We start from the raw sequence: 13629 nt of genomic DNA on the forward strand, positions 1-13629 counted from the left end.
ATTATCCTGAATTTAAGATTTTTTTTGCCTTAATTATGCTTGTTTTAATAATTCAGCTCGGATGCAACCTTTTTCCCACTTCCACTTAGGTAGAGATTCTTGGGGAAGAAAAATTGCCCAGATTGAACCTCCAGGACTTTTATAAAAACCCGTAATTTCAGCTTCTACAATACTACTCCAGGGTGCTGATACTAAAATTTTATCTCCCGAACTAAAAACTTTCCCGTTAGCATTGGTGACTTGTTGGATAGATTCTTTTAGCTTTGGTTTTCCTGGTTTTTTGGGTCTTTCTGATTTACTTATTGGTTTTCCTAATTGCCTTTCATTCGTACCTTCTGTTCTTGATGAGGGGCTATTTTTTATTGGATTTGGTTTTTCTACTTTTGACTCAATTTGTTCGTGAAGCGCCTCCTTTGGAGAATTTGGCTCAATAGGCTGTTTTGGCCTAACAGGTCTCCTAATTGCTATTATTTCATGGCTCATCCACTTAACTCCCTATACCTGATTTTAGCTTTGCTTCTGTCTATGATAGCACTGTTAAAATTGTGCTTTTGTTTTGAGTGGCCAAAATTATTATTTTGGTTTCTATATTACACTTTTTATCAGAATTAATTTGTGTTCTGGAGTAACATATCTCTATCAATTAATGATTAAGGGTTACAATTAAACTTCTAATTTTCAGTTTTGGAATCAGGAAAATATTCTTAATTAAAACTATTTTTTTTATAATTGTAGATGTCAAAATGAGTAAATTGTTTCATGCCATAATCAACTAAAAAAGGCTCTACCACAATAATGATGATTGGTAATATTTTAGATGGACGCTATCAAATTATTAAAATTATTGAATCAGGGGAAATTGGCCATGCTTATCTGGCCTTAGATATTCGTCGTCCTGGAGAAGCACAATGTTTTATTAAGCATCTACAACCAAGTATTTATGATCGAAGATTAATTAATATCGTTCGCGATCGATTTCAAAAAGAAGCACAGATACTAGAAAAGCTTTCTCAACATGATCGAATTCCTAAACTACTTGCATATTTTGAAGAAGATCGAGAGTTTTTTCTAGTTCAATCTTTTATTCCTGGTCAATCTTTAGACAACGAAATATTACCTGGTAAACCCCTATCTGAAAAACAAGTAATTTTAATTCTCAATGAAGTATTAGAAATTTTAGTATTTGTGCATGAAAATAGTGTTATTCATCGAGATATTAAGCCTGCTAATTTAATTAGAAGAAAATCGGATAATCAATTAGTATTAATTGATTTTGGAGCTGTTAAAGAAATTAATATTGGTCAGCAAAATCGTACAGCTAGGATTGGCACAATGGAATATATGCCAATTGAACAATTTGAATATAATCCCCAATTCAATAGTGATATTTATGCTTTAGGAATGATTGGCATTCAGGCAATTACGGGATTGCCTAGCAGCGAATTATCGAAACTAAAGGATAATGAAAATGGTGAAAAAAAAGAGATTTTTTGGCGATACCTAACAAATTGTTCTACTTCTCTAGCAGATATTTTAGATAAAATGGTGCGCTATAACTTTCACGAACGTTACCAGTCAGCAGCAGAAGTTATAGCAGATTTAAAAAAAATTAATGAGTTTCCAAGTTTCGCTACAGATAATAAAGAAATTTATCGGGAAGAGGTTATTCGTCGAGCTAGCGATAGAGGAGATATTTCTATTGTCGGGAGAAGAATTTTAGATGAACTTAGAGAAAGTTTAGAACTCTCCCGGGAAGAAACGGAAATAATTGAGGATGAAGTATTAAATCCTTACCGTAAATATCGGATGAAAGGAGAAAGATATGAAGAAACATTAAAAGCTGCGATTCAGGAAGAATATCCTTTTAGTCAAGAAACTCGCCAGGAGTTAGAGCGTCTACAGCAAATTTTAGGACTAACTCAAGAAGATATAGAATTAATAGAAAACAGAGTTTTACCAAAATCTCTACTTACTAAATTTAAAAAAATATTTAGCAATAACAATAAACAATCATCTTTGAATTGGCAGTTAATTCTAGGATTTATCGCTACCTTAATTGTAATAATTTTTGCTATATATAGATCTCTTAAATTCCAAAATTATTTACAACTACGTCAACAACAAGTATTAGAACAGCAAGAACAAGAATCGGCAAAATTGAATTTTGTAAAAAATTTAGAAAGAGAGCGCAACTATGAAGAATGTATCAATCAAGGAACTCTAATTGGTGAAAAATCTAGCATTTTTGCTGAAGCTCAATCTCTTTTACAAAATTGTCAACAAGGTCTAAATTGGCAGAATTATCAAGTTGAAGATTTGTCTAGGTTTAATGCTTCTATAGGCGCTCTTGCATTTAGTGATAATGGCGAAAATTTAGTTACTGGAAGTAGAGATACAACAGTAAAAATTTTAGAAGTTCCTACAGGAAAAATTATCAACACATTAGCTGGAGATGATTCTCCAATTTGGTCAGTTGCTGTGAATAATAATAGTACTAAATTAGTGGCAGGTACTTATGATTGGAGAGTAATGATCTGGAATTTGGAAACAGGAGAATTATTTCGAGTATTTGAACATTGGGCACCTGTTTGGTCAGTTGCTATGAGTTCTGATAATCAAACAATTGCTAGTGCTAGTGGAGATAAAACAGTTAAAGTTTGGGATTTAGAAACAGGTTTCTTAATTTTTAATTTCCCCGATCACTCAGATGTAGTTTATTCTATTGCTATTAGTCCGGACGGCAGAAAATTGGTTAGTGGTAGTGCAGATAAAACTATAAAAATTGAAGATTTATATACTGGAGAATTAATTAATACATTGACTGGACATGAAGGAGTAATTAGGTCTGTTGATATTAGTCCAGATGGGGAAAAAATAGTTAGTGGGAGTTACGATAATACTATTAAAATTTGGAGCTTAAAAACAGGAGAATTAATCAAAACTATTCTTGGTCATACTGCTGAAGTTGTATCTGTTGATATTAGCGAAGATGGTCGATATATTGCTAGTGGCAGTAAGGATAATAATATTAAGATATGGGATTTAGAAACAGGAGCATTAGTTAGTACTTTGACCGGGCATAAAGATGAGATTTATACAGTTACTTTTAGTCCTGATGGTAATAGTATTGCTAGTGGTAGTAAAGACAGAACTATTAAAATTTGGCGACGATAGTAATTAAAGTAAGGAAAAAATAATAAGGAAGAAGGAAGAAAAAAAGGAAACAATATTGCGTCGGTTTTTCTTTGAGTATTCAGCTAGAAAATGATATATAGTGTTTTTATTTGAGACATAATATAGATTGAGATTTTTTATTATAAAAAAACCGAGCTTATTCAGTACATTACATCCTTATATTTGCTAGTTTAATTCTGTTTTCCCTCCTTTACTATTTCCTCCATACCTATTCCAGCACTTGGCTTAAACATCCCAGATAAAAACGCTATATCCAAAGATTTCTATAGTTATTTTGAACTTATTGAAGAAACAGGAAATAGTTAAAATTAATTAAATAATTTTTATTTCTTACTTTTAGAATTTTTTTATAGCTGAAAAAATGTATAAGTCTCATTACCCAATAAATTGTAATAGGTCAAACTCCTGACGTATTGGCGTTGCTTAAATGTAATGATAATTAGACATCTACTCCACCCATAGGGAGTAGGCAGTAGGCAGCTTTGCTGTAGGGGTAAAGAATTGATAATTTCTTTGGGATATAGATATTGATTTTTGATTCTTGGAGATGTCTATGAGCTGAAGGTAAAATTGAAAAACTGATGTTTTGCGCCCAAAGTTAATCTCAAAATCATTACCACTCAGCAACGCCGACGTATTTCTAGAAGAGAACGGTTAAGTAGAGATTCATAATCTAGGAAAAGGTAATATTTTCTTGTGCCATGAGTCTTAAACCAAATTATTAACACTTATGGTAGTAACTATGGCAATACAAATAAAATTGAACTATACAACCATAAAACTCCATGCTGTTTAATTAAGTCATCATACATAATGTTTATTGCTAGTCTAATTTTGGGGTCTTTACGGGTATGGGTATAATTAACGTTTATATAATCATCAAACTTAAAATCACTTGTCCAAAAAGATAATGGTAATAATTTGATCAAGTGTTAGACAAGATGTAACGAACCCTGATACTGGAAATATTTGGAGTGACTTTGATGAGCTGATTGAAAATGCTGCACAGATTACTCAAAGTTCTTTAGGAGGACAAACTATAGCCATGATTATCAGTAGTGCTTCTAGTAATTCTCAATTTGCCCAAATTTATTGGACAAAATATCTGCAACCTTGACCAGAAGCATTTGCTGTTGTAATTGAGCGAACCAAGATGAGGAATGAAATTCAGGCTGATTTAGATTCTGGTCTGGTATTTGACTCTATGAGTGGAATGATGCTCTATTCTCTAATTTTTCCGCCTACAATTTAATCTTGGTCACAATATGTTCGACGTGGATTAAATTTGTTATTTCAAGGAGTATTAAGTCCATCTCAATCATAGAGGCTGAGATGGTTTATGAGCAGACAGTAAATAATTTGGAGATTGAGGAGTTCACAAATAGCTGAAATTATTGCGACTTAGTTTCAGGAAACAGTTGAGACTTTGAGAGATGATATAGTTCGGACGATCGCTCAGTCTGGCCCAGAAATAGAGGTCAGGTTATTTAGAGTAGCTTAGTATTCAGAGTGTTTTGATTACTGATGGTAAGATTCTGATTAATATTTTTAGTACGGCTAATGGGTGGATTAATACAATAACATTAGAGATAAATTTTGATTCTTAATTTGTAGAGGGCAGGAGTTATATCAAATCCGTTTAATTAGGTATAAAAATATTGTCCATCTTCACCATTACCAAATCTTTATAACTGTATTTTCTCCTGACTCGGTCTTCCTGACTCGGTCCTCCTGACTCCTACCTTAAAAAGATTTTATATCGATGCTACCGGATTTGATATTAGGAGACAGGAGGAAATTTTTTCTACTAGAAAACTATATATTTATATATTTATCCAGTTAAGTCTTTATTCTATTCCCAGCTCCGATTTTCCTGATTAAATTGTGGTTGAATTGTTCAGACTAATTTGATAAACCATAAGTGCTACAGCAGCAATACCAGTTAAAATCATTAATCCAGCAGGCATCATTTTACGAGTTTTCACTAAACGGATAATGAATGTAATTACTAAAATAGTTGCAATAACTGTGGAAAATATTAAACCCCAATTCATACCCATTAATTGGATAATACCACTAACAATTAGTAGTAAACCACTTACACTACCAGATATTAAAGAAATTTTGCTGCCTGCTTTGCGATATCCAATAATGCCCCCAACAATGGCTAAAATACCATAGGCGATCGCTGCTATTATGGCAATATTCATAATTATTAGTATTAATTTTCAAGAACTAAAATCAACTTATACAGCTATTATTGTTGTTTGTTCTACTAATAGTTATGATTTTTATCAAAACTTCATATCGCTTTACATTGAATTTTTATTAAAACTTGATTTGAAAAATCTATAAAATATAAGTAATTGTTAATTGTTGAATTATCATCTGTTTCCATTAAAACCTACTCTTTTCAAACTCAAATATAGCAGTCGAAGGAAAGGTTAGGACAGATCAAAAGCTTAAAACTCAGACAATGTAAGATTTTTCCTTCTTCCTTCTTTCTTCTTCCTTCTTCCTTGTGCTATATATCAAACCCTGAAGAGTATTATCAAAGATTTTCAGGGTTTATTTCAGATATTAATTTTCCGACAAAATAAATCAAATAATTAAAACTTAAATTGAAAAATTAATACCTATTATTGAATTGCATCTGCTCCGTTCTGAATAGTTTTTTGAGTAGCTTTATTCGCTGATTGAGCCTTTTGCATAACAGTATCAGAAGCATTTTCAGCAGCCATTTTCACAGTTTTAGCTGCACCTTGTGTGTTTTCTTTATAGATTACAAATACCACGCTTAGTTCCTGTCACAAAATCTTTGGCATTTTGTTTTACAGATTCATCTAAATCTTCAGGAACGACAGATGCTCCCTGCTTAATATTTTCCAAAACATCCCCAGGTTCGTCAGTACTACGAATATTAGCTTTAGACTGTTCAATTAAATCTTGAGCTTCTCTTTTTACCCGATCGCTACCTCTAGGAGAAGAATCTGTATCGCTATATGGATACATACCTTCACTTTTTTGTTCTGAATAGGTGCATAAAGTTATTTCTTAACTCCTGTGGTATCGCTACTAGAAATCTGAGGAGGTTCTGGATTAGAGCAAGCAGTATTAACTAATAATAAAAATCCTACAGCGAGGAAAGTTATATAGCAATCCTATTTTATTCGTGTCAAAAATCTTACTGCTTTTTAGGGAACACTTAACTGGGAACACTTAACTGGTAAGAGTTTCAGTTTTTTTATTTACTTTTTGATTTGTCACGACCTATTTAGGATTGCTATAACTCGTTTTAAGTGATTTTTTTTTGAGAGGGTGAATTAAATTTTTCATTGATTTTGACTGCTTTGATTGTTAGTAGTAATAAACCTTAAGTTCAAGTATTCCTATCTATAAGAGCAGGGTCATTTCATTCTAGATTTTGACAATGAATTTATTGATTTTTAGACAGGGAAAGATAAATTTCCTAAAGCTGTAAATAACGTTGTTTCGTCAATACATAAAATGGCACAGTTTAGAATGAAATAGCCATGCTATAAGACTTACTTGTACAAGTTGATCAAAACATCAGTATCTACTTCCTTTATCAGAAGTAATATCTGTAATATATTAAGTTAATCTAAAAAAATAGTTTTCTATAACTATAGAGAGTAGACTTATTTTCAGAGTCACCAATAATTACTCTTAATAAAAACAAATATGACTGAATAATTATCAGTTATTACAGAAGCAATCAAATTATTAATTATGTCTTCTCTAGATTACCAAACCATAGCCCAAATTCACAACTTACAAAAGCAAGCAGCATCCTTGTTGTTATATCAGTCTGTACTCAAAAATCCAGTAGGTGAAACTTTTATTGAACTATTACAATCTCTATCTAAAAAGAATGTCAATGAAATTGAATGTATTCAAGCTTATAGTAACTGCTTTAGAACTATTGCTAGTAGAAATATTTCCTGGCAAGAATATATAATTTCTCAGATTATTAAGGATGATAATCCCTTTAGTAAACAAGTTCAACAAAGAAAACTGACTGACCTTTCTCCCACCTTAATCGCAGCAGCAAAACACGATTTGCAAATTTTACAAAATCTTTCTCAATGTAGTGGCAAAAAAATTAGTCAGTGGATACAAACAATAGCTAAATTAGAAAAAGATCCCATTGTTTGGGAAATACAATCACAACAAAAAGAAGCTATCTACGACGAGTTAAAAAAATTAGAAAATTGGGCAGATGTCATTGAGACCTTAGCCACTCATTATTATCAGAATGGCACAGGTTTATTTGCTGAATCAATTGCTTTTGAATGGCGTAACGGTCAACTACTTACTATTACTTATCCCGACCCAGTTGAATTAAAGGAATTAATCGGATATGAATTTCAAAAAGATACCTTAATCAAAAATACAGAATTTATCCTGGCAGGATATTCAGCCCTGAATGTATTACTTTATGGTAGTCGCGGTTCTGGCAAATCCTCTTTAATAAAAGCCTTATTAAATGAGTATAGTCAACGCAATCTTCGTTTAGTCGAAGTGGCTAAATCAAACCTAAAAGATTTACCATTAATTGTAGAAAAATTACGCGATATTCCACAAAAATTTATTATCTTTGTCGATGACCTTTCCTTTGAAGAAGATGATGATACTTTTAAAGCTCTCAAAGTTGTTTTAGAAGGTAATTTAACTGCTAGACCAGCAAATGTGGTAGTCTATGCTACATCAAATAGAAGGCATTTAATTAGAGAATTTTTTAACGATCGCCCTCGCCCAAAAGATAGTGATGAGGTTCATAATTGGGATACAGTTCAAGAAAAGCTTTCTTTTAGCGATCGCTTTGGCTTAACTTTAACTTTTGAACCTGCTAACCAGGATACTTATCTAACAATTGTTAGACATCTGGCAAAACAGGCAAAAATTAATCTAAATCCTGAAGATTTAGATTATCAAGCCTTACAATGGGCTACTAGACATAATGGTCGCTCCGGGCGAACGGCACGACAATTTATTGATTTTCTCAAAGCTAATTTAGCAGTTTTTGAGAAGTATTGAAGAAGGTAGTAGGTGTTCAATAATGAATAATTAATAATGAATAATTAATAATTACTTCTCCTTGAAGAGAAGAGGCTTTAAAACTTAATTATTCGGTAAATTTTAAGTTTTAGATTAAGTCTAAAACTTATTTGATAACACCTAATATTTTCTCAAAATAGAAATGGTCAAAAAATCACTAATGAGGTACTAAAATGGGTCTTTTCGATCAAGGAACAACAACAATACAAGCTACTGATATTCAATTAGAACCGGCAGAAGCTTTTGCAGCGATCGCTTTAATTGCTGTTGCTGCTGATGGTGTTATTACTAAGAGTGAATCTCAAGGTATTAATAATATTTTCTCTCGTATGCAACTGTTTAGTGATTATTCAAAGGAACGTAAGACAGAAATGCAAGACCGTCTTCTCAATATGATTAAAAATCAAGAAATTAAGCCTTTGTTTGATGCTGCAGTTGCTAAACTTCCAAAGGAGTTAAGGGAAACAGTTTTTGCTGTTAGTACAGACTTGGTTTTAGTAGATGGAGACCTTGCTGAAGAGGAGGAACAACTTTTGAATGAGTTATATAATGCTTTGGAAATTTCCGAAGCAGTAGCTACTAAGATTATTGATGTAATAATGATTAAAAATAAGGGTTAATTTAATTACAAAATTAGTCCTGATGAATGTTCAATGAACAATACTCAATTTTATTGTAGTGATTGTTCATTGTTCAGAAAAGGAAGAAGGAAGGAACGAAGGACTGAAAAATTTTGCGTTGTCTGAGTTTTAAGCTTTTGATATGTCCGCACCCTTTGCTTCGACTACTATATATAGTGAGCAAAAACTATAACGTTACAAATATGTAGTGTTTAGAACTCAAAAATCCCTAATTCTTAAATATATGATTTATTTTCCCTACCCTTCCTTGAGTGGTAGGTGTCAGGCGATCGGTATTTAGGTAAACAGACTATATATAGTGAGCAAAAACTATAACGTTACAGATATGTCGTCTCTAGAACTCAAAAATGCCTAATTCCTATTCCTTATGATTTATCCTGTCTACCGGGACTTTAGTTCTAGGTGGTAGGCGACTCGGAATTTAGGTAAGTAAACTATATATATAGATATAGCGAGAAAAACTATAACGTTACAGATAATATGTAGTCTCTAGAACTCAAAAATATCTAATTCCTATTCCTTATGATTTATCCTGTCTACCGGGACTTTAGTTGTAGGTGGCAGGGGACTGGGAATTTAGGTAAGTAAACTATATATAGATATATAGTCATTCTGAATAAGAATGGGACACTTTTTTAGCTAAAACCCTTTCACAGTAAGAAAACCTCGTCTCAATCTAAACCAGAATGACTATAGCGAGAAAAACTATAACGTTACAGATATTCGGAATTTAGGTAAATCAACTATATATATAGCGAGAAAAACTATAACGTTACAGATATCTAGTTTCTAGAACTCAAAAATGCCTAATTCCTAAATATATGATTTATCCTCCCTACCGGGACTTTAGTAGTAGGTGTCAGGTTCTCAGTGTAGAAAGTATGGTAGAAAATATGACTGCCTTTACGGTTTCTATAAGTGGTTAGAGTTGAATTTTCAATTGAACCTAATACCTATTACCTAAAACTTTATTCAATCTAATATTATTTCTTTGTAACGATGCACTTAATATTTTTTGCTCTGACCTTATTCTTCTGATAATTCTCATCTTTTATTAAGTGCAACTTCAGAGAGAAATGGTATTACTATTAAACCTATATCTATAAATGTCTTTTTACTATACAAGAATAGTTCATTTTCAAGATACCGATGCTGCTGGAGTAGTTTATTTTGCTAATGTTTTAGCAATGTGCCATGAAGCTTATGAAGCATCTTTGGTAGAATTTGGTATTAATCTGAAAGTCTTTTTTAGTAATCAAGAAATGGCTATTCCGATTATTCATGCTAATGTTGATTTTCGTCGCCCGATGTTTTGTGGAGATGAGTTAACTATTGAATTAATACCTAAAAGTTGGGGAGATGATGAGTTTGAAATTTCCTATCAAGTATTTTTAAAAGAGACAGGAGATAAGTGGATGGCGAGAGCTATTACAAAGCACGTTTGTATTCATCCTCAAAGTAGAAGTAGGCAAAAATTATCTGATGAAATGAGGAAATGGTTATTGAGTTTTCCTAGTTATTCAAAAATTAACAATGAATATAAGTAGAGCATTATTTTGAGGAATTGGTATATAGCAGAAGGAAGAGGGAAGAAGGAAAAATATTCCTTTGTCTGAGTTTTAAGTTTTTTATTTCTCCTAACCTTTCCTTCGACTGCTATAACTTTTATAAACACTATAACTTTAGTTTTAGTACTGTTTTTGCCTGCTATTTTTTTCTATCTTTTTTTGTTTAGAACATTCTAGAAACTTAAGCTGGAATTATAAATATAAATTACAGCAGATTACTCCCATAAGAAGTACAGAGATTAACAATTAAATGTTTCTAGTGCGGGTATCTTGCCCGCGACGGGTGTATCTCATTAAAGTGGAATCTACTGTATTATATTTTCTTAGCATTGGCAGGAGAATTTGCTTTAGGAAAAATTTTAAACTGGATAATGGAAAGACTATTCATGTAGCAAAATTAAAGTTGAAAAATTTGAACAGATAAAATAATGATAGAGTTGAGTTTAATACAGCAAAATGCAAGTATATGAAGTAAAAAAAAATTAAGACTTCGCCCTTAATAATAGGGTTTAAATAAAACTTTTGTGGTGCGGGTATTTTTTCCGCTACTGGTGTACTTAACTTAGGTGAAATCTGCTGTATAAATAAATTTAAAATAATACTTACAGTATCATTAGTAGTGTCACACTGAATATTTTTTTAGTTTTCCAGTTTGCCAGTAATAAGTTTATTGATTATTTAAAAGTTGTTGATAATCTTCTCTTTGTCGAATATCGTCTAATGGTGATTCTTGTTGTGGTGATTCGTCATAACAAAATTAAAATTCCATAGTTTGAATACTAGCATTTTTGAGTATTACTTGAATTCTCAGCTTACCAGGTTTCCAAGTTTTAGATCCAAGTTTTAATATCTTACACTCAATACCTTCTATTGGGAAAATTAACTTTATATCTCCGAAGATAATTCTTACTTCATTTTCAATAATTTCTAGCTTTTCTTGAAAAAACCAAGAGGCAATTGACTTATATCATGTCCGCTTAATTACTGATAAAAAACTTCCTTCTTTTTTCCTCCTGACTCCTGACTTCCCCTCCTGGGAGGGGGAGGGGCGAGGGGTGGGTTGACTCCTGACTCCTCCATCGTTTCATCAAAATATCAGTATCGCATTCTAGAACTTGAAAAGTATTATCCATAATATTGAAGGAGACTTTCATCGACTTGATAATAACACAATATTTTTACCAGTTAAAAATTGATTTATATAGCTTTCTTCTACCTGATTCAATAAAATAGAAACAGAGTCTAATTTAAGAACAATAAAATGTCAAAAAATACTTACGCTATTATTGGCAGTGGCGCACTAGGAGGTTTTTACGGTGCAAAACTACAAAAATCAGGATTAGAAGTTCATTTTTTACTGCGTAGTGATTATCCGCACGTTCTCAAAAATGGCTTAATCATAGAATCCAAAGATGGCGACTTTAACCTCCCTCAAATTAACGCCTATAACAATACTAATAAAATACCAAAATGTGATGTAATTATCGTCGCATTAAAAACAACGCAAAACCATTTATTGCCAGAATTACTCCCACCTTTATGCCAAGAAAATAACCTTGTATTACTCTTACAAAATGGATTGGGTACAGAACCTGAAATCGCCAAAATTGTTGGTGAAGAAAGAGTAATTGGAGGAGTATCTAATATTGCTTCTAATAAAATAGGTTATGGTCATATTCGCCATGTAGATTATGGTTTGATTAGAATCGGAAAATATACCACAAATTATCAACCTGCTGGTATTACTAATAAAATGCGTGAAATTTCCCAAGATTTTGAAAGTGCTGGAATACAAGTTAATTTGAGTGAAGATTTATTCCAAGAAAGATGGAAAAAATTAGTTTGGAATATTCCTTATAACAGCTTGTCAGTAATTCTAGATGCTCGAACTGATGAAATGATGGGAGATACTAATACTAGAAACTTAATCACAGAAATAATGCAAGAAGTATTGGAGGGTGCAAAAAGTTGTAAGTGCGAAATTCCAAATAGTTATATTCAAAATATGTTAGACCATACTGACAAGTTAAACCCTTATTTAACTAGCATGAAAATTGATTATAAGCGACGACAACCTTTAGAAATAGAAAGTATTATTGGCAACCCTTTACGAATGGCAGGTGCAGCAGGTATTCAGCTAGATAAAATTGGGATGTTGTATCAACAATTAAAATTTTTAGATGCCAGAAATAGACAAGATATTTGAATTTTATGACGCTTCAACTCTCTACCTTCTAATACTAATTTAATTAGGGTTTGCTTATGGAAAGTCTTTTTGTTGAGGTAGGGAGTAGGGAGTAGGGAGTAGTTAAGAGTCAGGAGGAACGAGGGAGTTATAGATAAGGTGGTTGTTCATTATAGCAAGAGTGATTTTTCTGCCATAGTCACCCCAAAATGCGCTCCATGCATGAGCGTGAAGGGATCAAAACCAGGTATTTCCAGCTAAAAAAGGCACTTTTCTTTATATATCAATGCTTTGAGATTTAATCAGCAGAGCAATAATTAGGGTTTGCGCTCAAAAGTTTTTTAGTAGGGGTAGGAGACAACCCACCCCTCGCCCCTCCCCCTCCCAGGAGGGGAAGAAAGGAGAAAGGAGACAGGAGACAGGAGACAGGAGACAGGAGACAGGAGACAGGAGACATGGGAATGAGCGAGGAGATAGGATTCAACAATTAATATCATGTCCGCTGGGGCGCGTTTGTGTAAACCCAAAGGTGAATATCTACAGGAAATTTAAGTTTTTTTCTTGCTCTTAAGTATTCCTGACTGTTCCCTGTTCCCAGCTCCGGTGTTCCCTACCCTTGCTATACAATACCGATGCTACCGGACATGATATAATTATTAATTATTAATTATTACCTCTCCTTGAAAGCGGATAGGATTGACTAAAAGGAAAATTTTTTTCTTTTTTTCCCTTAAAAGGTGAGGCTTTAAACCACAATTTATCGATAAGAATTGTCAGAGTGATTTTTCTGCCCAACTATGAGCCTAAAATACGCTCCTTTTTGAGCATGAAGAGCTGAAAAATTTGCACTTTTTTCGACCCCAAAAAGGCACTTTTCTTTATATGTCAATGGTTTTAGATTTAATCAGCAGAGCAATAATTACTAGAGGGTATCTTTCAACAATTAATAATTAATATAGCG

Annotated in this window: 11 protein-coding genes and 1 pseudogene; 6 read left to right on the forward strand and 6 right to left on the reverse strand. The window is 32.6% G+C overall.

Annotation, left to right across the window (positions count from 1 at the left end):
* Positions 1-33: 33 nt before the first annotated feature.
* Positions 34-483 carry a hypothetical protein gene (locus F6K18_RS08830; RefSeq protein ID WP_287520169.1) on the reverse strand — a complete coding sequence of 150 codons (450 nt, stop codon included), beginning with the start codon at positions 481-483 and terminating at the stop codon, positions 34-36.
* Between the two features lie 315 nt (positions 484-798).
* On the opposite strand from F6K18_RS08830, the gene F6K18_RS08835 reads away from it, so the two are divergent.
* Both F6K18_RS08835 and F6K18_RS36490 read left to right on the forward strand, forming a co-directional pair.
* Positions 799-3174, forward strand: a complete 2376-nt coding sequence (locus tag F6K18_RS08835; protein WP_287520305.1) for a serine/threonine-protein kinase — start codon at positions 799-801, stop codon at positions 3172-3174.
* Positions 3175-4159: 985 nt separating this feature from the next.
* A pseudogene (locus F6K18_RS36490) lies at positions 4160-4312 on the forward strand (hypothetical protein); the annotation flags it as partial.
* 760 nt (positions 4313-5072) lie between these two features.
* Here the strand turns inward: F6K18_RS36490 and F6K18_RS08840 are convergent.
* The 3 genes from F6K18_RS08840 to F6K18_RS08850 form a co-directional block, all read right to left on the reverse strand.
* Positions 5073-5405 carry a TMEM14 family protein gene (locus F6K18_RS08840; RefSeq protein ID WP_287520172.1) on the reverse strand — a complete coding sequence of 111 codons (333 nt, stop codon included), beginning with the start codon at positions 5403-5405 and terminating at the stop codon, positions 5073-5075.
* 429 nt (positions 5406-5834) lie between these two features.
* Positions 5835-5990, reverse strand: coding sequence for a hypothetical protein (locus F6K18_RS08845; RefSeq protein WP_287520173.1), 156 nt, complete (start codon positions 5988-5990; stop codon positions 5835-5837).
* On the reverse strand, positions 5971-6207 hold the full coding sequence (locus tag F6K18_RS08850) for a hypothetical protein (RefSeq protein WP_287520175.1): 237 nt from the start codon (positions 6205-6207) through the stop codon (positions 5971-5973). Before F6K18_RS08850 ends, F6K18_RS08845 begins: the two co-directional genes overlap by 20 nt.
* A 738-nt stretch (positions 6208-6945) precedes the next feature.
* On the opposite strand from F6K18_RS08850, the gene F6K18_RS08855 reads away from it, so the two are divergent.
* The 3 genes from F6K18_RS08855 (at position 6946) to F6K18_RS08865 (ending at position 10462) form a co-directional block, all read left to right on the forward strand.
* The gene (locus F6K18_RS08855; RefSeq protein ID WP_287520176.1) at positions 6946-8253 is read left to right on the forward strand and encodes an ATP-binding protein; all 1308 of its coding nucleotides are present in this window, start codon (positions 6946-6948) and stop codon (positions 8251-8253) included.
* 194 nt (positions 8254-8447) lie between these two features.
* A complete protein-coding gene (locus F6K18_RS08860) occupies positions 8448-8894 on the forward strand; it encodes a tellurite resistance TerB family protein (RefSeq protein ID WP_287520179.1) in 447 nt (148 codons plus the stop codon).
* A 1127-nt stretch (positions 8895-10021) separates the two neighbouring features.
* Positions 10022-10462 carry an acyl-CoA thioesterase gene (locus F6K18_RS08865; protein ID WP_287520181.1) on the forward strand — a complete coding sequence of 147 codons (441 nt, stop codon included), beginning with the start codon at positions 10022-10024 and terminating at the stop codon, positions 10460-10462.
* Positions 10463-11240: 778 nt separating this feature from the next.
* On the opposite strand, the gene F6K18_RS36495 is transcribed toward F6K18_RS08865, so the two are convergent.
* Both F6K18_RS36495 and F6K18_RS08870 read right to left on the reverse strand, forming a co-directional pair.
* Complete coding sequence (locus tag F6K18_RS36495) at positions 11241-11441, reverse strand: KGK domain-containing protein (RefSeq protein ID WP_353735037.1); 201 nt, start codon at positions 11439-11441, stop codon at positions 11241-11243.
* Positions 11442-11460: 19 nt separating this feature from the next.
* Positions 11461-11616 (reverse strand): hypothetical protein, encoded by a 156-nt coding sequence (locus F6K18_RS08870; protein WP_287520183.1) that lies wholly within the window; start codon positions 11614-11616, stop codon positions 11461-11463.
* Between the two features lie 128 nt (positions 11617-11744).
* Between F6K18_RS08870 and F6K18_RS08875 the strand changes: the two genes are divergently transcribed.
* Positions 11745-12689 carry a putative 2-dehydropantoate 2-reductase gene (locus F6K18_RS08875; RefSeq protein WP_287520185.1) on the forward strand — a complete coding sequence of 315 codons (945 nt, stop codon included), beginning with the start codon at positions 11745-11747 and terminating at the stop codon, positions 12687-12689.
* Positions 12690-13629: the final 940 nt, after the last annotated feature.

The sequence above is a fragment of the Okeania sp. SIO2C2 genome (assembly GCF_010692625.1).
Lineage (GTDB): Bacteria > Cyanobacteriota > Cyanobacteriia > Cyanobacteriales > Microcoleaceae > Okeania > Okeania hirsuta.